This window comes from Streptomyces sp. BK340, assembly GCF_007827595.1.
Lineage (GTDB): Bacteria > Actinomycetota > Actinomycetes > Streptomycetales > Streptomycetaceae > Streptomyces.
This window is the reverse complement of the sequence record NZ_VISR01000011.1, coordinates 63587-84288: the sequence shown is the minus strand read 5'-3', so window position 1 is coordinate 84288 and position 20702 is coordinate 63587. Positions and strand designations below refer to the sequence as shown.

Annotated in this window: 19 protein-coding genes and 1 pseudogene; 11 read left to right on the top strand and 9 right to left on the bottom strand. The window is 68.5% G+C overall.

Annotated features, from left to right (window positions below; genetic code table 11):
• Positions 1 to 41 precede the first annotated feature (41 nt).
• Positions 42 to 1187: a 4-hydroxyphenylpyruvate dioxygenase gene (hppD, locus tag FB157_RS20625; RefSeq protein ID WP_145881824.1), complete on the bottom strand. Its 1146-nt coding sequence runs from the start codon at positions 1185 to 1187 to the stop codon at positions 42 to 44.
• 227 nt (positions 1188 to 1414) lie between these two features.
• Between hppD and FB157_RS20620 the strand changes: the two genes are divergently transcribed.
• Entirely contained in the window at positions 1415 to 2440 is a 1026-nt protein-coding gene (locus FB157_RS20620; protein WP_186581605.1) for an amino acid dehydrogenase, read from the top strand.
• 78 nt (positions 2441 to 2518) lie between these two features.
• Here the strand turns inward: FB157_RS20620 and FB157_RS20615 are convergent.
• From FB157_RS20615 to FB157_RS20600, 4 genes and pseudogenes are all read right to left on the bottom strand, one after another.
• Positions 2519 to 2884 (bottom strand): annotated as a pseudogene (locus FB157_RS20615) (flavoprotein); the annotation flags it as partial.
• A gap of 308 nt (positions 2885 to 3192) precedes the next feature.
• Positions 3193 to 3390 carry a hypothetical protein gene (locus FB157_RS20610; protein ID WP_145881821.1) on the bottom strand — a complete coding sequence of 66 codons (198 nt, stop codon included), beginning with the start codon at positions 3388 to 3390 and terminating at the stop codon, positions 3193 to 3195.
• A gap of 239 nt (positions 3391 to 3629) precedes the next feature.
• Positions 3630 to 3962 (bottom strand): DUF1963 domain-containing protein, encoded by a 333-nt coding sequence (locus tag FB157_RS20605; RefSeq protein ID WP_145881819.1) that lies wholly within the window; start codon positions 3960 to 3962, stop codon positions 3630 to 3632.
• Positions 3963 to 4300: 338 nt separating this feature from the next.
• Positions 4301 to 5242, bottom strand: coding sequence for a hypothetical protein (locus FB157_RS20600; protein WP_145881817.1), 942 nt, complete (start codon positions 5240 to 5242; stop codon positions 4301 to 4303).
• 195 nt (positions 5243 to 5437) lie between these two features.
• Between FB157_RS20600 and FB157_RS20595 the strand changes: the two genes are divergently transcribed.
• The 9 genes from FB157_RS20595 to FB157_RS20560 all read left to right on the top strand — a co-directional run bounded on the left by FB157_RS20595 (position 5438) and on the right by FB157_RS20560 (position 16331).
• Positions 5438 to 6790, top strand: coding sequence for a hypothetical protein (locus FB157_RS20595; RefSeq protein WP_145881815.1), 1353 nt, complete (start codon positions 5438 to 5440; stop codon positions 6788 to 6790).
• Positions 6791 to 6943: 153 nt separating this feature from the next.
• The gene (locus FB157_RS20590; RefSeq protein WP_145881814.1) at positions 6944 to 7765 is read left to right on the top strand and encodes an HlyD family efflux transporter periplasmic adaptor subunit; all 822 of its coding nucleotides are present in this window, start codon (positions 6944 to 6946) and stop codon (positions 7763 to 7765) included.
• The gene (locus tag FB157_RS20585; RefSeq protein ID WP_145881812.1) at positions 7765 to 9957 is read left to right on the top strand and encodes an NHLP family bacteriocin export ABC transporter peptidase/permease/ATPase subunit; all 2193 of its coding nucleotides are present in this window, start codon (positions 7765 to 7767) and stop codon (positions 9955 to 9957) included. Before FB157_RS20590 ends, FB157_RS20585 begins: the two co-directional genes overlap by 1 nt.
• 16 nt (positions 9958 to 9973) lie before the next feature.
• On the top strand, positions 9974 to 12979 hold the full coding sequence (locus FB157_RS20580) for an NHLP bacteriocin export ABC transporter permease/ATPase subunit (protein WP_186581604.1): 3006 nt from the start codon (positions 9974 to 9976) through the stop codon (positions 12977 to 12979).
• 225 nt (positions 12980 to 13204) lie between these two features.
• Entirely contained in the window at positions 13205 to 13351 is a 147-nt protein-coding gene (locus tag FB157_RS47375; RefSeq protein WP_186581603.1) for a hypothetical protein, read from the top strand.
• 286 nt (positions 13352 to 13637) lie between these two features.
• Positions 13638 to 13991, top strand: coding sequence for a hypothetical protein (locus tag FB157_RS20575; RefSeq protein WP_145881808.1), 354 nt, complete (start codon positions 13638 to 13640; stop codon positions 13989 to 13991).
• A complete protein-coding gene (locus FB157_RS20570; protein ID WP_145881806.1) occupies positions 13984 to 14238 on the top strand; it encodes a hypothetical protein in 255 nt (84 codons plus the stop codon). The genes FB157_RS20575 and FB157_RS20570 overlap by 8 nt, the downstream gene beginning before the upstream one ends.
• 390 nt (positions 14239 to 14628) lie before the next feature.
• Positions 14629 to 15654 carry a hypothetical protein gene (locus FB157_RS20565; protein ID WP_145881804.1) on the top strand — a complete coding sequence of 342 codons (1026 nt, stop codon included), beginning with the start codon at positions 14629 to 14631 and terminating at the stop codon, positions 15652 to 15654.
• A 113-nt stretch (positions 15655 to 15767) separates the two neighbouring features.
• Entirely contained in the window at positions 15768 to 16331 is a 564-nt protein-coding gene (locus FB157_RS20560; protein ID WP_222440950.1) for a hypothetical protein, read from the top strand.
• On the opposite strand, the gene FB157_RS20555 is transcribed toward FB157_RS20560, so the two are convergent.
• From FB157_RS20555 to FB157_RS20540, 4 genes are all read right to left on the bottom strand, one after another.
• On the bottom strand, positions 16324 to 16800 hold the full coding sequence (locus FB157_RS20555; RefSeq protein ID WP_145881802.1) for a YbaK/EbsC family protein: 477 nt from the start codon (positions 16798 to 16800) through the stop codon (positions 16324 to 16326). The two genes, FB157_RS20560 and FB157_RS20555, sit on opposite strands and share 8 nt — an antisense overlap.
• Before the next feature lie 239 nt (positions 16801 to 17039).
• Positions 17040 to 18092: a nitronate monooxygenase family protein gene (locus tag FB157_RS20550; protein WP_145882076.1), complete on the bottom strand. Its 1053-nt coding sequence runs from the start codon at positions 18090 to 18092 to the stop codon at positions 17040 to 17042.
• Between the two features lie 127 nt (positions 18093 to 18219).
• Entirely contained in the window at positions 18220 to 18780 is a 561-nt protein-coding gene (locus FB157_RS20545) for a flavoprotein (RefSeq protein WP_145881800.1), read from the bottom strand.
• Positions 18781 to 18935: 155 nt separating this feature from the next.
• The gene (locus FB157_RS20540) at positions 18936 to 19406 is read right to left on the bottom strand and encodes a hypothetical protein (RefSeq protein WP_145881798.1); all 471 of its coding nucleotides are present in this window, start codon (positions 19404 to 19406) and stop codon (positions 18936 to 18938) included.
• Positions 19407 to 19560: 154 nt separating this feature from the next.
• On the opposite strand from FB157_RS20540, the gene FB157_RS20535 reads away from it, so the two are divergent.
• On the top strand, positions 19561 to 20694 hold the full coding sequence (locus FB157_RS20535; protein WP_145881796.1) for a cytochrome P450: 1134 nt from the start codon (positions 19561 to 19563) through the stop codon (positions 20692 to 20694).
• Positions 20695 to 20702: the final 8 nt, after the last annotated feature.

Below are 20702 nucleotides of genomic sequence, written 5' to 3'. Positions count from 1 at the left end.
GCTGCCCCGCGGAATGGCCGGAGTCGGCCCGTACCGTTGGATTACAGGTTCCCGCGGGCCGCCTGCTCGCGCTCGATGGCCTCGAAGAGCGCCTTGAAGTTGTTCAGGCCGAAGCCGCGGGTGCCGTGCCGCTCGATGATCTCGTAGAAGAGGGTGGGCCGGTCCTGCGCGGGCTCGGTGAACAGCTGGAGCAGGTAGCCGTCCTCGTCCTGGTCGAGCAGGACAGCCAGGTCCGCGAGCTGTTCCAGGTCCAGTCCGAGTTCGTCGACGTCGATACGGGAGCAGACCTCGTCGTAGTAGTTCCCCGGCACGCGCATGAACCGTACGCCGCGCTCGCGCATGTGTGCCACGGTCGTGGTGATGTCGTCGGTGGCGAATGCGATGTGCTGGACCCCGGAGGTGCCGTAGTAGTTCAGGTACTCCTGGATCTGGGAGAGCGACTTGCCCTGGGCGGGCTCGTTGACGTTGAGCTTGATCTTGCCGGTGCCGTCCCAGACGACCTTGCTCATCATCGAGGTGTACTGGGTGCCGACGGTCTCGTCGTCGTAGTGGACCAGCTGGATCAGGCCGAGTACGCGCTGGTAGAACTCGGTCCACACGTCCATCTCGTGCAGGGGCACGTTGCACACGATGTGGTCGATGCCGGTGATGCCGATGCTCTGGCCCGGGGGGACGGTCCACAGGGGCTTGAGCCCGCCGAGCTTGCCGGTGTCACCGACCGCGCGGAAACCTGGCAGGAACGGCCCGGTGTAGTCGGCGGCGTCGACGAAGGTGTGCACGGTGTCGCCGTAGGAAGCGATGGTCGCCAGCCGAGCCGTGCCGTGCTCGTCGCTGATCTCGTGCGGCTCGGCCACTGGCTTGGCCCCGCCGGCCAGGGCGTGCGCGAACGCGGCCTCGACATCGGGCACGGCGAACGATATGTCGCTCACGCCGTCGCCGTGCTGGTGCTGCTCGTCGGTGACCTGGTGCCCCGGAAGCAGCCCGGCGGTGAGCACGATGCGGACATCCCCCTGGGCGAGGACCCATGAGGCGCTCTCGCGGTTGCCGGTCTCCGGGCCGGAGTAGGCGATCGGCGTGAAGCCGAAGGCGGTGCGGTAGTAGTGGGCGGCCTGCTTGGCGTTGCCGACGTGGTAGCGCAGGTGGTGGTAGCCGAGCAGGGGCTGACGGTCGGGTGCTGCTTGAGGCATGGGACGACTCCTGTGAACGCCGGGCAGGCGCAGGGATGGGGTGGTTGCACGACGCTAGGCAGCGCCACCCTTGAGGCGCCCGGACCAAGGCAGACCCGAAAGACCGCACCAAGCCGCGGACGGACCGACGGTCCGGTGCATCGACTCCGACTTGGACCGGTTCCCCGCCGCTTCCGCAGGCCTACGGTGTGCGCGCCCCTCCGACCTCGCCGAACCCAGGAGTCACTGTGCCCCTGTTCGACCACCCGGCATACGACGACCACGAGCGCGTCCTGTTCGCCCGCGACCACCGCTCCGGACTGCGCGCCGTGATCGCTGTGCACCGCACAGGCCCCCGCAACGCCATGGGCGGTACCCGAATGTGGCATTACGCCACCGAGATGGACGGCATTGCCGACGCCCTGCGCCTCTCGCAGGCCATGACCTACAAGTCCGCTCTGGCCGGTCTGCCCTTCGGCGGCGGCAAGGCCGTCATCTTCGGCGACCCGGGAAGTGACAAGACCGCCGCGCTCCTGCGGGCCATGGGCAATGCGGTCGACACGCTCGGCGGCCGGTTCGTCACCGGCGAGGACGTCGGCATCGCCATCGACGACGTCGCGGTCATGCGCGAGTCCACCCACCACGTCCTGGGCGGCGAAGGCGTCGACTCCGACGAACCCGCCGCAGCCGGTGTCCTGGCCGCCATCCGTTCCGGAGCACAGCGCGTCTGGGGCACCCCCGACCTGGCGGGCCGCACGGTCGCCGTCCAGGGCCTCGGCAAGGTCGGCTCCTTCCTGTGCCGGATGCTCGCCGACGCGGGAGCGCACCTGCTCGTCGCAGATATCCGCCCCGACGCGGTACGTCGCGCCGTCAAGGAGTACGACGCCCGCGAGGTCGCCAGCGACGACATCGCGACCCAGCCCGCGGACATATTCGCCCCCTGCGCCCTGGGCGATGTTCTGACCTCGACGAACGTGCCGCGGCTCAAGGCCAAGGTCGTCGCCGGCGCGGCCAACAACCAGCTCTCCGCCCCCGGGGTCGCCGACCTCCTGCGCGATTCCGGCATCCTCTACGCCCCTGACTTCATCGCCAACGGCGGTGGTCTGATCAACAACGCGGCTCTTCTCGACGGCTACGACCGCGCCCGCGTTCTTGCGGATTGCGCCCGCATCGGCGACACCCTCACCGAAGTCTTCGAACTCGCCGAAAGGAACAACACATCCACCCACAACGCGGCCACCGAGCTCGCCCGTCGGCGCATCCGCGACCTGTAGGAGCTCCACAGCCGGTACGTGCGCCCGGTCGACGACGTACCGGCTGGCCGACCTGTACCCAAGGGACAACAACGCCAATCACCTCGCTACGGACACCACAGGGGCGAGGAGCTCCAGTGTCTCCTCCCACCGGTATCGATCCGCGCAACCGCAGGCCTTGGGTTGGTGAAGTTCGTACAAGCCGATCAGAACGTCCATCTCGCGCAGATACTCCAGGCTGCGGCGGTACGCGGGGTGGGCAGCCCGAGCCGAGTTCACTTACGGCAGGACAGCAGTCGGAATGCCCATGCCATACGCCTCGCACAGGATGCCCAAGGCGAAGGTGCCGGAGACGCCGGCTGCCCACTTGTCGACCGTGTTGAAGGTGGCCGGTGTCACCGCCATCGCGTCCGCGGGCGGCAGCAACCGTGCCTCACCGGGCGTGCGCCAGGCCGAGCGGATCGGGTTGTGCGCGTCGCATCCGGGGCGCATGCCGCGCGCGGCACGCAGACGAGCAGAGCACCGCCGTCGCCTTCATACCCGGCATCAACTGCTCACCCACCCACAGCACAACCGCGGCCCGGCTCGTCCGCGACCAGCCGCAGCACCCTGCGCCCACCCATGCGGCCACCGCACGCGGGCACGAACAGACCCGACAGAAACGGGTCAGCCACCATTCAACAAGCGTGACCCGCGGAAAGAGAATGTGACACCGCTTCCCAGGGACTCCACGAAAGCCAGAGCAGCTCAGACGGCTGGAGGCATGCCTGGGCTCACCCATTCCCCCACACGAAGCCGGTCGCCCGCAGGTCGCCTGCGGCCAGCCTGCTGGGTCGGATGAACCAGTTCAGCAGCCCGTCACCGACATCGCCCCACTCGTGGACCAGGCTGCCTCTGTAGAACTGGGCCAGCAAGGCCCCCGCGTCGGCCACCGGGGCGTCCGGTTGGGGAGCAAGCCTGTCGAAGTCCACCTCCGGCGCCTGGTGAAACGAGAATCCGTAACCCCCCAACCGGAAGCGGAACCGCAGCCTTTCCTCCCACCGTGTCCGTGAAAACTCTGGATACTCCGAGAGCACCCTGTGCCTCGACCAGATATTCGGGAGCCTGCCCCACACCGGGTGACCGTGTTCGGGATCGGTGCCGATCGCCTCCGCTCGCAGTACCACCTACCGGTAGGGCCCGATCCCCTCTGGGCAGGCCTGCTGCGATGTCACCGTTCCCGCGGGCACGTAGAGCACCCCGCGGGGCCGTAGGGCGGCTCTTCTTCCCAGCCCTCTGTGTTGCTGGCCTGTCCGTCGGCGTAGAAGAACAGCAGCGTCCCCGATTCGGGCAGGGGAATGTCCAGCACACACCGCGGGAGCAGCCCCAGATCGATCGAGGCGACGAATGCCAACGGCTCCTTGTCGTACTCGGCGACCCCTATTGGCCATTCCATACCGGTCGGCAGCGACGGCAGCCCGCCCACCTGCCCCACGACGGGTCCTTGCGCCTCCTGTCCGAGTCCCAGAGCCGGCCGCAGCAGCCGGGTGTAGTGCTCTGCCACCTCATCGGGGCAGATGCCGACGGGCGAGGTCGGCCAGCTTGGTTTCCACCACAGTCACAGTGACCACCACGGGCCCTGGCAGTGAAGGAGATCACGACAGGCCTCCCAGCGGCATTCTCCACGGTCGACCCTCGGTAGTTACGGGACCGCTCATGGCCAGGACGAACCGCCAGCTCCAACAGCAGCCGTCCCCTTCGCAGGAGGCATATCGAGTCCTTTGCTGCCATTCGGTTGTCCGTCCATCGACGCCAAACCGAACGGCAATCAGAGGGACACCACGATTCTAGATGCCATGACCTGCTGAAAGAGGGTGTGACACAGTTTCTGAGAGACGCACCTCATGCTGCGCCGCAGACCAGCTTGACGGCGTCGGCGGCATGGTGTTCGCCGGCTCCGTCCTGGCCTCTGGTGTGCATCACGACGGAGACTGAACCGCCGTGGGGTGTGAACTTCTCGGTGGTCTCCCACTTGCCCACGTTGTCGACCTGGTTGATCTCGAACGTCCCCAAGACGGTGCTGTCGGCGCCGCTGCCCGAGTGCACGCTGTAGAACGTGGGCTTCCCCCCGACCCGTTTCGCGTCCCAGTACTCCGGGATGTGGACGGACACCTTGCAGGACACGCCGTTCAGCGAGTCGGCGGAGAACGTCCACACCACGGAGCTCTTGTCGTCCTTGCCAGTCTTCCCGGACATCGGCACAGAGTCGTACTGCCCGTCGCACGCGTCGCTCGTGTAGCCGCCCTCGGTGCCACGCAGCCAGCCGCTGTCGCCGCCCTCGTAGAAGCCGTTCTCCTTGAACGCGGCGCCCTCGCTGCGGCATCCGGGACCCGCGATGCCGTGATACCCCGAGCCGTCGGGCGCGGGCTCGGGCCCCGACTCCGGCCACGGATCCAGCTTCACCGGCTGCGCCTTCGCGGACCGGGCAGGTCCGTCCGAGGACAGCTGCGGGATCGCCGCAGCCAGGGCGACGAGCATCAGGCCCGCGGCCACCGCGGCCACGAGCACTGGCTTGGAGACGCGGCGGGGCCTGGCACCTTCGGTATTCCCGGCGGTCTCGTCCGCCCAGAGATCAATCGAAGCAGTCGTCTCCGTAGATACCTGGAACGCCGGGTGCTGTGCGTCGGTCTGCTGCAGCTTCTTCCGCTTCTTGCCGCCCGCTTGCGAGTACGCGGGCTCGGTGGCGGCAGATTCCTCCAGGCCCCACAGCACGATCGGTACCGTGTACCCCGGGTCCTCCTGCGGATTGGGCGCGCGTCCGTCGCCGGACTGCTCCTTGCCCACTGCTGACTCCTTCACAGACCGGCACACGCATACGTGTGCGAGGCGTTCTTCACTCCCTCCACGTATCCGGACTCGCGTGGGGTTCACAGCGCGCGCACGCGGTGAACCGGCATCGGCACGGTGCACGTTCCTGTGAGAGGAGCTGCATCGCTCCGTAAGCACCAGCCATGCCAGCCGGGGGTCCAGGAAACGCCGATGAGCACTCGTACGGCAGACGCATCGCCGTTGCGTCCGGTGGGTCCTCACCTCGTCATCGCGCCCGGCGAAGCGATCCGAGGGCCGTTCGCGGAGTCCTTGGCCGCCCTGCCCGTCGACACCCGTACGCTCGTGGTGCTCACCCCTGCAGGGGACGCCGCGGCCGTCCTGCGCGGGGAACTCAGCGAGATCGCCCGGATCGCGAAGGAACGGGATGTCACCGAGCTGGTCCTCGCCGCCCCCGGACTCGCGGCCGCAGGTAGTGATGGGCCGCGACCCGCCGAACTGCTCGCCGACGTACTAGGGTTGACGGTCGTCGCACCGGACGGTGCGATCGCCCTGCTGCCCGACGGAACGCTGAAGACCAAGGCTTCTTGGTGGCGGTGCGCCCCCGCGCAGCCGTCCACGCGGCTCGGGGACACCTGGCCGGAGCCGCAGGCCCTGAGCCAGGAACGTCCTGTCGTGACGGAGATCGCGGGCGGCTACTGGATCACCACCTCACCGTCGGATCGGCCGCCCGGAGTGGTCGGTGACGCCGGGGCTGGGGCGAACACCATGACCGTGGTCGTCGGGTCGTCTCAGGCGCCCACCGTCCACCGCGACCGACTGGCCGAGATCGTCGGGCCGCTCGCCGGAGAGAGAGCCCAGGTGGTGCTCAGCGCTCCCTGGGCCGCGCCGGCGCCGTTGTACGACATGACGGCGCGTCTGACGGCCCACCTCGGGGAGGAGGTCCTGGTCTCCCTCGGCCTGCCGATGCCGGCCGGCTCGGACGGCCGGTTCGCCGCCTTCCGTTCGCTGGGCCTGCAGGGCGGGTTCGCCGCGGTGTATCTCGACGCGGACGGCAACCCCGCCTGGGAGCCGTATCTGACGAAACTCACCGCGTCGCGCGAGCGGCGCCGGGTCGTCCCGGTCGGCTGGCGCCGCCCGTTCCCGGGGGCGACCTGTGTCGGCCCGGCGGTGTTCGAGGCCTTTCCGGGCTGGGAACTCGAAGCTGTTCCCTGCGGGTTGTGGCTGCGCCAGGTGCCCAAAGAGGGGACGGCCAAGGACAGAAACGTCCGTTTCCGGGCGGCGGACCACCGGCTGCCCGTGCTTGTGGTCGGCGCGGCGGGCCGAACGCTGCCCGCCGACATCTGGGAGAACGTGGGCGAACTGCTCAGCCGGCTGCCACGTCAGGAAAGTGAGCCACTTGGCCTGATGCTGCGGGGCACGGCCGACACCGCCTCCCGGGAGGCGGCCCGCCGAACCGCCCGTGCCTTCGATCTGAAGCTGCCGGCCCCGGGCGCGAAACCGGACACGGCGGCCGCAGGACACCGGCCGTCGCCGCCGCGCAGCGCGCCCGGGGATGGCTGCTGAGCGAATACCTGATGGTGCGGGCCCGATGCACGGCCGCGCCCTCCCGGAACTCTCTGAACCGCGTTCGCACCGCGCCGCGCAGTCCCGGATGTGCGCGGCGATCTTCGGTGCCACGGGCCACACCACACAACAGCAGCAGGAGGAGGGGGCACGATGCAGTACCGCCGCAACGCACTGGCCCGGCTCGAGCAGCCGGAAGAACTCGACGTGCCGGTCCGGTACGCCCGCTCGGGGGGCTGGATCGCTCTGGGCGCGCTGGCGGTGACCCTACTCGCCGGCGGCGGCTGGGCGTTCGCGGGCACCCTCTCCCGCACCGTCATGGGCCCCGGTATCTTGACCCATGCCCACGGCTCGTTCGCGCTGACGAGTACCACGGCCGGGCAGCTCGTCTCGACCGGTGACAACCTGGTGGTGGGCAGGACCGTCAGCGCCGGAGACGTCGTGGCCCAAGTGGTGACGCCGGATCAGGACCTGGTCGACGTCCGGGCGGCCGCTTCGGGAGTGATCACATCGGTGGCCGTCCGCAACGGGCAGGTCGTCACGACGGACACGTCCCTCGCCATCGCCGAGCCCGTGTCCGCTGCCGACGAGCCACTGGTGGCGGCGCTCTATCTGCCCCCCGGCGACATCGACGGGATCGCCGTAGGACAGCAGGTCGACCTGACCGTGGCAAACGCCGCTCCGCCCAAGTACGGCCATGTGCGCGGCACGGTCGCGTCCATCGGCAAGGCGCCGGAGAGCCGCGCCCAGGTCGCCGCCTTCCTCGCCGACGAGGACCTCGCCGAACGCTTCACCCAGACCACGCAGCCGGTACAGGTCCTGGTGAAGCTGACCCCCGCCAAGAGCCGTGGCCGCACCGGACTCGTGTGGTCCAACGGCGCCAAACCGCCCTTCAGGATTCCTTCGCGGTCGCTTGTCACCGGCTCGGTCCACCTGGCCGGCCTGCACCCCGTCGACTGGTTCAGGAGCAACTGATGGCCACCGCGAGCCAGTCCCCCGCGACAAACGCCCCCGCGGCCGTGAAGCCGGTGCGGACGACACCCACCCTCCAAATGGAGGCGGTCGAGTGCGGTGCCGCGTGCCTGGCCATGATCCTTTCGTACCACAAGCGGTACGTACCGCTGGGGGAGCTACGCCTGGCCTGCGGGGTGTCCCGGGACGGCGCGAAGGCCTCCAACCTGGCCAAGGCAGCGCGGAGTTACGGCCTCGTCGCCAAGGGATTCCGTGCCGAACCCGACGCGCTGGCCCGGATCCAGGGGCCGGCCATCGTGTTCTGGCAGTTCAACCACTTCGTGGTGTACGAGGGCACCGGGCGCCGGTTCGGCCGCCAGGTCGTCTTCCTCGACGACCCGGCGAGCGGCCGGCGCACGGTCACCCTCGAAGAGTTCGACGCTGCGTTCACCGGTGTCGTTCTCACCTTCGAGCCCGGACCCGACTTTCAGCCCGGCGGACGCAAGCCCCGCCCGCTGTCCGGACTCCTTACGCGGCTGCGCGGAACGGGCTCGCCCTTGGCCCTCGCCGCCGTCGCCAGCCTGCTGCTCGTCCTCGTCGGTCTGGTCATGCCGACCTTCACCCAGGCGTTCATCGACGGCGCCCTGCTGCGCGGCGACACGTCCGTCCTGCCGCCGCTGTTCGCCGCGATGACCGCGATCATCCTCATCGGCGCGGGGCTGACCGCGCTGCAGCAGAGCCATCTGAGCCGCATCCAGATCGTCACCGCGACGCTCAGCCAGGCCAGGTTCTTCCGCCACCTCCTCAGACTCCCGGTCAGCTTCTTCGCACAGCGCAGCCCCGCCGAACTCACCCGACGCCTCGGAACGAACAGTTCGATCGCCCAGATCGTCGCCCGCGACTTCGTCACCACGGCCGTGAACGCGGTCGTGGTCGTCGTCTACGCATTCCTGATGTGGTCCTACGATCCCCAGCTCACGGTCGTCGGCATCGGCATGGCCCTGCTGAACATCGGTGCCCTCAGGGTGTCCGCCGGCGTCCGCGAGAGCCTGGTGGCCAAACTCCGCTCCGACCGCTCCAAGTTCTACGCGGCGTCTTTCGACGCACTGCAGCAAGTCGAGACCCTCAAGGCGACCGGCGGCGAAAACTCCCACTTCAGCCGGTGGGCCGGACACCACGCGGCACTCCTCGACACCCAGCAGCGGGTGGGCGTACCCGCCTCCGTGCTCGCCACCGTGGCACCTTTGCTCGCCGCGCTCAACAGCGCGCTCGTGCTGTACATCGGCGGTGTTCGGGCGGTCGACGGCCACGTGTCCATCGGCATACTGGTCGCCTTCCAGGCCCTGATGGCCGGCTTCACCCGGCCGGTCGGTGAACTGAGCGGTGTCGCGGGCCGGGTCCAGGACTTCGCGGCCGATCTGGCCAGGCTGCGCGACGTCGAGCAGTTCAAGGCGGACGAGGCGTTCACCCACCCCGAACCGGAACGGATCCACCGACTTGTCGGCCACCTCGAACTCGACGACGTCACGTTCGGCTACGGCCCGCTGGGCGCACCGCTGTTGAAGGGCTTCTCGCTCACGGTCGGCCCCGGGCAGCAGGTGGCCCTGGTCGGCGGATCGGGAAGCGGCAAGTCCACCGTCTCGAAGCTGGTCTCGGGTCTCTACACGCCCTGGGGCGGCGCGATCCGGCTCGACGGGCACAGCCGCGAGGAGGTGCCGCGCAGCGTGCTCGCCGCCTCCGTGGCCTTCGTCGACCAGGACATATTCCTCTTCGAGGGCAGCGTGCGGGACAACGTCGCCCTGTGGGATCCCACCGTCCCGGACGAGGCCGTGATCGCCGCGCTGCGAGACGCCGAGGCGTACGAGGTCGTCGCGGCCCGCGGCGGCATCCACGATGCCCGGGTCGAGGAAGCGGGCCGCAACTTCTCCGGTGGGCAACGCCAGCGCCTGGAGATCGCACGCGCCCTGGTGCGCGACCCCAGCGTGCTCGTGCTCGACGAGGCCACCAGCGCCCTTGACCCCGAGACCGAACGGAAGATCGCCGACAACACGCGCCGCCGCGGCTGCGCCTGCCTGGTCATAGCGCACCGGCTGAGCACGGTCCGTGACAGCACGGAGATCATCGTCATGGAAAAGGGACAGATCGCCGAGCGGGGCACCCATGACCAACTCATCGCCGCCGACGGTGCCTACGCCGACCTCGTACGGGACCACTGACCGGGAGGCGTCCACCATGACAGAGACACCGATGTCCCAGACCCAGATGTCCCTGGCACAGATGTCGCAGACTCAGATGCTGCGTGTCGGCATCGACGTGCTCGCGCCCTACGCCGGCGAGGCTGCCGACGGAGACGTGGTCGCCCTCCTCGGTCCAGGACCGCTGTGGCTGGTCACCGGGGGACACGCGGATCTGTACGGAGTAGCCGGCCACGGCAGTGGCCGCTGGCGCTTCATGGCCCGGCTCGGCCCCGGCAGCGTCCTGCCCAGCTGCTCTCCGGGGCCTGACCACATCCTGGTCGCCCGCCCGGCCCCCGGCGCCTCGCTGCACCGGCTGGACTTCGATCAGCTGCGGGCCGAACTGGTCCCATATCGCAACGAGCAGGCCGATGCCGGTGCCCTGCCCAAGCAGCACCGAGCCTTGGCCCGGGGCGTCGAATCCGGATTGCAGGGGATGCTCGGCTGCCTGAACACGGCCTCTTTGAACGACGGGGACGCCGATGACGATCGCGTCACGCTGGCACCGGGCTCCGTGACACTGCCTGCGGGCCAGGAGGGCGTCTGCGAGAGCGGCCTGCTGTGGGTGGGCGTCGGCGGCGGAACGGTCAGCAGCATGCTGGGCCAGGCCGGCGCGGGCGAGGTGGTCCCGCTGGCCGCGGGAGATGCGCTGCATGCGACGTCGGAGGCGGTGCTCGGCGTCGTCCGCACCGCCGATCTGCTCGCGGACGGCTCGCTGTGGGCGCAGGTCGCCGACTGTGAGCGGCAGGTGCGGTACCTGTTGGACCGGCAGCGGCGCCACGACGAGGAGAGGCTCCTGGCCGGCCGCGACGCCGCAGCCCGGGCGCTCTCGGGTGCCATACGGGCGCTGCGGTCCCAGTTGCAGCCCACAGCCGGAACGACGGGGAAGCCGGACACCACGCCCGAAGACGGGCCCCGCCGTCATACCCAGGAGCGCACCGATGACGCCACCTTCGCTGCCGCGTCCGCGGTGGCTAAGGCCATGGGCATCACCCTCACGCCCCCGCCGAGCAGTACCGACGACCGCCTGGACCCGGTCGAACGCATCGCGATCGCGTCGCACGTCCGCATCCGGCGCGTCGAGCTCAAGGGACCGTGGTGGCGCGGCGACTCGGGCCCGTTGCTCGGCAGGACCGCCGCGACCGGCACCCCGGTGGCCCTGCTCCCGCACCGTGGCGGCTACCAGGTGACCGACCCCACGACGGGCCGCACCCGTCGCGTCACGAAGGAGGCCGCCGCGCGGATCGAGCCGACCGCGCTGATGTTCTACCGGCCCCTCACCTCTGACACCACAACCCTCTTCAGCCTGTTGAAGTTCGGCCTGCGCGGAAGCACTCCCGACCTGCTCAGGGTGATCGCCGCCGGCACGGTCACGGTGACCCTGGGGCTGATCGTGCCCGTGGTGACCGGACAGATCCTCGGCACCTACGTTCCGAATGGAGACCGCGGACAGATCGCGCAGGCCTGCCTCGCGGTGGCCCTCGCCGCACTGGTCTCCATGGCCCTCAGCGTGGTCAAGAACCTCTCCATGCTCCGCACCGAGGGACGCTTCGAAGCCTCCGTCCAGGCGGGGGTCTGGGACCGTCTGTTGCGGGCCCCCGCCAGCTTCTTCACCCGGTGGTCCACAGGCGAACTCGCCGGAACCGCCCTGGGGATCAGCCGCATCCGGCAGTCCGTGTCCGGCGTCACCACCACCGTCACCCAGACACTTCTTCTGACGCTCGCCAACTTCGTTCTCCAGCTGACCTACAGCGCCTCACTCACCCTACTCTCCGTCGGCCTAGTCCTGGTCAACACGGTGGTCTTCGGCACCCTGGCCCTGCGGCAGCTGAAGTGGCAGCGGAAGCTGGCACAGCTGGAGGACAAGCTCACCGACAAGGTCTTCCAGACCCTGCAGGGGCTGCCCAAGCTGCGAGTGGCGGCCGCCGAGAACTTCGCCTACGGCGAGTGGGCCAGGCACTTCGCCCGCAGCCAGGAGCTGAACCGCCGCGTACTGCGCCTGCAGTACGCGGTGACCGTCTTCACCTCCGCATACATTCCGCTGAGCACCCTGGCGCTGTATGGGCTGGTCGCCGCCTCCGGACCCGGAACCCTGTCCGTGAGCCAGTTCCTCAGCTTCGTGGTGGCTTTCTCCGCACAGCTTTCCGCCACCGGTCAGCTGGTCGGCGCCGTCGCCTCGCTCGGCTCCGTCGTGCCGCTCTTCGAACGGCTCAGGCCGATCCTGGAGGAGCCCGGTGAAGTCCCCGAGGGCGCCGAGGCGCCCCGGCCTCCCGGCGAACTGACGGGAAAGATCGAGGTGTGCGACGTCTTCTTCAGCTACGGCAAGGACGGCCCGCCCGTACTGCAGAACGTGTCGCTTCAGATCGAGCCCGGGGAGTTCGTCGCGATCGTCGGCCCCAGCGGCAGCGGCAAGTCCTCACTCCTTCGCCTCCTCATCGGCTTCGACCGGCCCACCACCGGCTCCGTGCGCTACGACGACCAGGACCTGGCGGGGCTCGACACGGCCGCGGTACGGCGCCAGTGCGGCGTCGTCCTGCAGCACGCACGCCCGCTGCGCGGCTCGGTCCTCGACAACATCCGCGGCGCTCAGCAGCACTCCATGGACGCGGTGCGGTCGGCCGTCGAGATGGCGGGACTGGCCGATGACATCGAGGCGATGCCTATGGGCCTTCACACCGTGCTCAGTGACGGCGGCAGTTCGCTCTCAGGCGGGCAGCGGCAGCGGCTGATGATCGCCCAGGCGTTGGTCCGCCGCCCGAAGATCCTTTTCTTCGACGAGGCTACGAGCGCCCTGGACAACGAGACCCAGCGGACCGTCACCGAGAGCACCCGCACCCTGCAGGCCACCCGCGTGGTCGTCGCGCACCGCCTCTCGACGGTCCAGGACGCCGACCGCATCGTCGTCCTCGACCAGGGCCGTATCGTCCAGAACGGTTCACCGGCCGAACTCCTCGCCGACGAGAACGGTCTCTTCCAGCGCCTGGCCCGTAGGCAACAGGAATAGCCCCGGCGAGTGCCAGGGGCGCAAGTCCGTGACCCGCGGGATCAGGCCGCGTCCGCCGTCCCGCGGGCCTCCCTGGTCGCCGTCAATGCGGATCCAACCCGCCCGCGTTGGCGGCGCTGGCAGGGAGGTCCAGGGGGCATGAACCCGCCGCGGTGCCCGCCACGTTCTGAGAGGGAAGGTGTTCGCAGCGGGCGGACGCACCACATTTGACGAAACGGAAGACTCATGGCGTTCCAGCCCGAGCAGCTCGACCAGGCCGACCAGCTCTCCGATGACGAACTGGACACCGTCGCAGGCGGCGACGAGAACGCGCAGATAAGCATCTACGAGGACGGCTGCAGCTACGTGCGGGCCGACCTGAGCCAGATCTGACGAAGGGAGCTGGCGCCGTGAATCCGCTGCACACGGCGCCGCGTTCAGCGATCAGAAGGTGTCCGCACCAGGCGGGCGTCGTCACCTGCGATCTGGTCACGTTGCCCCCCTGCGGTTCAGCCTGTTCCGCGCGTCACGCGCGATCGCGCCGTTCATCTCGATCACCAACCGCATACTTGTGATCCGGTAGCAGACAGCGACGGGCGACCGCGGGTGCTGCTCTTCGAGCCGAGCGACGTCGAACTGGGTCGCTATACGCCGTACTTCGGTAGCCTCGCCCGAGAGGTTGGGCATCATCGAGCGGCGGACGGTCCGCGAGCACGGCGCGGTGCTCGGGCGCCTCGCGCGCCTCGGCATCCGACCGGGCGACGTCGACTACCTGCTGTGCGACCACCTGTACACCCGAGACCTGAGCTGCTGGCTGGTCACGACCTCGCACCAGGACGACCTCGGCGCGCGCCCACAGGCCGCGTTCCCCAACGCCAAGGCGGTTGTCCAACGCGACGAGTTGGCCGGCCCGGCCGAGCTGCACCCGCTGCAGAGGCCTTGGTATCAGATGGCGACCTACCGGCATGTCCCGCCGGAGGCATTCCTGCCGATCAGCGGTTCGGTCCTCCTTGGCCCGGGCGGAGGTGGGTGAGGAGGCCTTACGGCGGCTGGACTTCCGGGCCCTCACGGACCGTCTGCCGGTGATCGTGGACGGGCAGATGCGGCCGGTCGAGCCAGCATGCGGCTGGTTTCGTCACCTCACCTACCTGGGTCGCGACCCGGAGGACATCCTGCGGCACTACGCCTACATCGTGCTGCGGCTGATGGAGTTTTTGGCGGAGCGGGGCCGTGACCTGGGCACGGTGGTGGAGTCCGATGGGACCGCGAGGCGTCCGTGATCAACACGCTGTTGGACTGGATGGCTGGGCAGGGCCTGCGGCGGGCCTCGCCGCTGCGCGCGGCCGGTTCCTCGAACCCGCTGTCCACCGGGATGAGCAGAGACATGGACATCCGGCACCTGACGTTGGGGCAGTACTTGTTCCTCCGGGACGTCGGATTGGGCGGACAGAGTCTCGACGGTGAGGTGGACCGAGCCTTCCCAGGGCAGGCGCCGACCCGGAGCCGGGCGGCGGCCGACCTAGCACTGACATCGGGGATGAGGTCGCAGGACTCCGACGGCGCCCTCACCCCGCTTCCTTCGTCGCAGCATCCACAGACGACGCCCTCGAATTTGGGCTTGCCCAGCAAACGAAGCAGGGCTGAGCATCACTGTTGAAGGAAGAGGTGAGATGACGGACAACAACACGTACATGTCGCAGCTCATGAAGATGGCCGAGGACGGGGCCCCTGTTCCCGCACTCGTTTTGGCAACCGCGGACGCTCGACGCCGACGGAATCTGAAGCGGCTCGCAGGCGACGTCCGCTTCGCGGGAATCAACGAGCTGCTTACCCGACTCTCGGAAGTCGGGAAGGCGTTCGCCGAAACGCCGGAACTCTCGAAGATCACCTTCATGATTCAGAGAGCCCACGCGGACTTCATGACGGCGCTGGAAGCGACCCTCTCGGGATACTTCTCGGTCGCGTCCGACGCCATGCGCGACGTCCTGGAGATCGAATACCTCCTGATGGACTTCGCCATCCACCCTGGACATGCTGCCGACTGGCTGACCACGGACGACAAGGGGCGCATGAAGCGGTTCGCTCCGGTTCATGTCCGCAAGCGGCTTCAGGAAGCCGGAGTCGTGAACTTCGGAGACCAGGCCGTGTCGATGGACTACAAGGGCCATAGCATGGCCCTTCACGTCAGCCCGGTCCAACTGGTGAACTCCGCGAACGGCATTGTCTCCGAGCACTCATGGCTCAACGAGGCTGGCTTCTGGGAGATTTTCGACCATGGCAGCGGTCTACTGAAAGCACTGAGCCTGTTCGTTGAGCGGACGGCGCCAGGAGCACCGGCTGAAACCGTCCTCAAGAAGGACTTCACTGCGTTCAACGAGGCCAGGAGGAAGGCCGACGGACTCAAGCGCGTTTGGATGAGCGTTGCCGAGACCGCGACCAAAGCCGGAGACCCCGGCACCGTCGGGAGCAGGGTGCTGCGAGCCATGGTCGGCAGTGACATCATCGACGGCCAAGCGCTCAGTGCTGTCGGCGATGAAGAGGCCGTGACTGACGCTCTTTTCAAGGAGATGCACAAGCTTGCCGAGAGCGATGAGCCCATCACCAGGGCAGCCGCCAGGCTATTTCTCAGCATCGCCAACGACAGCGCGGGGAACGACGCATCTCCCGAGCTAGCCGAGCAGCCGAGCAACCAGTAGGTCCGCCACTCCTGCGGGTGAACTACAGGAACCCGTCACCACTCTCAGTGCAACCACACTCTGAGCTGTTCGGAGCCCCAGTGCCCTCCCGGCTGCATTGGCACGAGGGTCTCATGAGAGTGCCAAACGGTGGAGAACACTTCGACGCCGACCATGTCGGGGGACTGGCCGACTTCCCAGGGGTAAACGTCCACCTCACCGGTGCTGAAGCCACTGCAGCGCTCCAGTCGGCAACTCGGTTCGAGAAGGAGCGATACAAGCCCGCCCAGCGTGCACACAGGCCGACGCTCGTCCGCCACATGCCCGGGACGAGCGAGGCCTGGCGAGGGTTCGAGGCTGCCACCGAACTCACCGACATCTCATCCGGAATCGTACTGATCAGCCTACCCGGCCACACCCGTGGGCACGCCGCGGTCGCCGTCGACGCCGGAGACCACTGGGTGCTCCACGCCGGTGACGCCTTCTACCACCGCGGCCAAGTCGATGGCACCGGCAAGACACCGAAGACGCTGCTCGCCACGGAACGTGTCATCGCCCACGACTGGCACAAGGTGCAGGCCAACTACGAGCGACGCGCAGAACTGTGGCAGGCGTTCGACCCCGACCTCATCTCATCAACGCCCACGACCCCCACCTGCTCGCCCAAGCCCGAACCCGCACCAGCAACCATTAGTTGACCTTGGCCGGCGTGCCGCCCGTGACCCGCAGCAGTTCGTCGTAGCTCAGTGGCATCACGGTATGCGGAGTCCCGGCGGCGGCCCAGACGAGCGGGTGCTCGGCCAGTGCGATGTCGACCACGGTGCGGAGCGGTGCCGGGTGGCCGGTCGGCGCCACTCCGCCGATCGCCTGGCCGGTCGCCTCCCTCACTTGCTTAGCCGTCGCCCGCTCGATCGGACCGAGGCCCAGCCGCTCGGCCAGGAGGGCGGTGTCGACCCGGTGGCCGCCGCTGGTCATCACCAGCAGCGGCTCGCCCCCACTGAGGAAGACCAGGCTGTTGGCGATCGCGGCGACCTCGCAGCCGAGCGCGGCCGCGGCCTCGGCGGCCGTGCGGGCGGAGTCCGGCAGTTCTCGGATCTCGGTCTGTACCCCGGCCGCGGCCAGGGCCTCGGCGACCAGGCGACTGCGAGTGGGGAGATGGGCGGTCATGTTGTCCTCACGAGGTCGTTTTCTCCCATTGCTCCATCCCGGACTTGCTCTGCTTGTGGCGCACGATCTTCTTCGCCGCGTCCGTGCCCCGTCCGTCGGCCGGAACGCTGGTACATCCGCCCAGAACGAAGCGGCCGCTCGCCGCGACGCACCCGATCGCCTCTGGACGACAACGCGGGCCACGGGACGCCTGGCTCAGCCGAGGCAGGGCGACTCGCCGCACACATCCGGCTGCGCTGTCATCTGGGAAGACGAGCTGTGACGACTCGTGCTTCCGCCGTGATCCGCGCCACCAGTTCCGAGCAACTCGGCAGGTCTTCGATCACCCCGGCAGCCTGCCCGCACACCAGCGCCCGGTGCCTCGCGCCCGTGTCTTCGAGCGAAGCCTTGATCAGAGCCGGAGTCCTGGCCGCACGCAGGGCGGACTGCCATTCGAGTCCCTGCCGCCGTCTCAGCCGCTGCGCTGTCCTGAGGACACGCATCGGGCCCTGGCCGGTGTCCGAGGACCGGACGACTATCTGTCGGATGGTGTCGAGGAGTTGACCGCGCGGTGCAGTACGTTCGTCGGTACCACGGCTGCCTGTGATGAGGGCTCGATGCGGGAAGCCGTCGAACGCACGGGTGACGGTCATCTCCGCCAGCGTTGCGGATAGGTACTGTTCCTTCACGGTTTCCGGCACTGCGCAGTCGCGGGTCAGGAGGAAACGCGTGCCCATGGCTATGCCTGCCGCGCCATAGGCGAGCGCCGCCACCAGCCCCCGCCCGTCGTGGAAGCCTCCGGCCGCGATGACCGGGACACTCACGGCGTCCACCACCTGGGGGAGCAGTACGGTGCTCGCCGCCTCTCCGGTGTGGCCCCCGCCTTCGCTGCCCTCCACGATCACCGCGTCCGCGCCCCAGGCGACCGCCTGCTCCGCATCGTGGCGGGACCCGACAACGGGTATCACCGCGATTCCGGCATCCTTCAACAAGTCCACGACGTCCCGAGCCGGGGGCATAACGAATGAGGCGACCCGCACCCCCCGCTCGACCAGCAGCCTTGCCCTCGGCCTGGCTTCTGCGACGTCAGCCAGGAGATTGACCAGGCACACTCCGAAAGGGGCGTCGGTTCGCGCCCTCACCTCATCGATGGCGTGGGCGAGTTGGTCGGTGCTCATCGCTGCCGCGGACAGGACGCCGAGGGCCCCCGCGTTCGCCACCGCGGAAGCCAGTCGAGGTCCGGCTACCCATGCCATGCCGGTTTGGACGATCGGATAGCGGATACCGACCAGTTTGGTAAGGGCGGTCCCGATGGGAGGGGCGATGGCGCCTTCCGCGGTCGGCACTGCTGTCGGCTCCACGACAGGCTCAGAGACTGGCTCCGCGACCGGCAGGTCCCGCGGGCTTGCGGAGCCGTGCCCCTCGTCTTCTGCAGTGGGCTCAGACCGTGTCACTGATCGCTGCCAGGATGGCATCCCACGGCAGGACACGGCCGGTGGGAAGGTACCAACCGGGATCGCCGTTCGGTTCGGGGAGTGGCCAGACATCGTCGCCGTACAGCATGTGAACACCAGCGTTGCGCAGTACGGAGATGTGCCCATCCCATGCCGGATGTCCTGCGTAGGCGCGGTTCATGACGGGGAACACGATCACTGGCGTGTTCCTGGCACCGATGGCGGCACACGCTGTGGTCAGTGCCTGGTTGTCGGCGATGCCCAGCGCGAGATGCGCAATCGTGTTGGAGGAGGCGGGCACCACCGCGTAGCAATCGGGCTTCGGCGGCACGGTCGTCTCGGTGGGAAGACGGGGTGCTCCGTAGACGGGGTAGCCGGAGAGCTCCTCTATCTTCGGCAGTTCTCCTGCCGTCTCGAGCCAGGAATAGGCGCTCGGCGTGACGGTGACCACGGTGCTCCAGCCGCGGTCCTTCAGCGGTTCCATCAGATGGGTCCGGAGCTCCTGCAGGCCGCCCGCAGCGGAACCGATGAGACTGAGTGTCGGCATGATGGTGGTATTCCTCCCCAACTGGTCCGCGGCCGTGGTTCTGATTGCTCACCCAGTGCAGGCCGGCCGCTGCCGGCACCGGGTCTTCGGCAGGGCGCCCCAAGGCGGGACGCACCGATGCCACGTGCGTCTCCGGCCACTCGCGACCGGGGGTTTCAATGGCGGAGAGCCCGCCGCTGCTCTTCCCACATGGCGAGCACTTCCTGCCGCGCCTCGGCGGTTGCCGCGAACCACATCGGTGCCGTGACCGGCAGTCCTTCATGCCCGTCCCGTTCCACCGAGTTGATAGTGAAGGTGAAGCGGGCAAGCTCACTGTCAGGTGCGTCGGGAAGCCTTTCCGCAATGGCTCGCAGATGGAACACCTCTGGTGGCGCGGCAACGGTGATCAGCACAGCTGCCCCGCGGTCGAGGTTGGCCGTGGTGCGGCTGCCCGGCCAGACCGCGGCGCGAAGCTGCTGATCGTCGACCACGAGCAACTCGCCGGGGCTCAGTAGACAAGGCCGCGGCTGTCCGTCCGGGTCGATCGTGATGACGATGATGCACGGTCCTTCCGCACCGTCACCTTCACGGGCTGTGAGCATGTCCAGCACCGCGGTCGGTATCGCGCTCCCGATGGTCTTGGACATGAGACCCCTTCCAACGGCTTTCTTTGGTGGCCACCACCATCGAATTCCGGCCAGGGGAAGGGCAAGAGGAGGTTCCACGAAGCGGAACGATTCCTTGTCGGGCGCCGCCGGGCCGGGTGACACTCGCGGCCGAGACGACGACCGGGAGGCGCAGATGCTGCAGCAACCCCCACTTCCGTGGACCAGCGAAACCCCGCCGCACTTCGACGCGGCGGAGGACGCCTGGATCGTCTGCTCCTACGCGGATGTCGAAAACGTGCTGCTTGGTGCCTACGACTTCTCCTGGGAGGTGCGGGACCGTAACGCCGACCCCGTCTTCGCCGGGATGTGGAACGCCGACGGGCAACGCCACGACGATCTGCGCAGGCTGGTCCAGCCGTACTTCCAGCCACGAAGAATCCTCGCCATGCAGGCTCAGATCGAGGACATCATCAACGCGCTGATCGACGACATACTGGAGGCCAGCTCCGACACGGTCGACATCGTCCGTGAGCTGGCGGACCCACTGGGTGGCAGGTTCACCAGCGCCCTGGCGGGGATCGACCCCGATGACATCAGCCAATTGACCAGATGGCGCAGGGAACGCCAGTCAGCGCTCAACAACGGTCTGTCGACTGACCATCCGGACCTCCGCGACTACTACACCCGCCTGATCGAGCGCCGTCGGCGGGAACCCGAGGACACCCTGCTCGACCACCTTCTGGCAGCACAGCGCGAAGGCTATCTCGTCGACGGCGAGCCGCTCACCGACTGGGATGTCATGGGGGCGATGATGACCTCGGTCAGCCCCGGGCTGACGGGAGCCAAACTCGGCCCCGTCCTGGCGGGTTTGGCCTCCCACGGACTACTGGACGCCGCGCGGAACGACCCAGCTCTCGTGGACGGCGCGATCGAGGAGACGATGCGCCTGTATCCGGCGCTCCCCGTGATGCGGGTCCGCGCCCGGCACGATGTCCCACTCGGTGGTGTCACGGTACCGGCCGGAGCGCTTGTCCAGGCGTGCATATCCACCGCCAATCTCGATCCCGGCCACTTCCCCGAGCCCGAACGCTTCGACCCCACCAGAACGCCCAACCGCCACCTGTCGTTCGGTTGCGGCGCACACCACTGCCTCGGCGCCAGCCTGGTCAGGACCGAGATACGCATCGGTGTCGCGGCCCTGCTGAAACGGCTGCCGGGTCTGCGACTCGACACCTCGAAACCGGTACGCCACACCTACGGCCGGGTGGTGGGCGGTGCGTTCGAAGCAACATTTCGCTTCGACCGCCCCGAGGTCTCCAGGCCCTGAGGCGCATC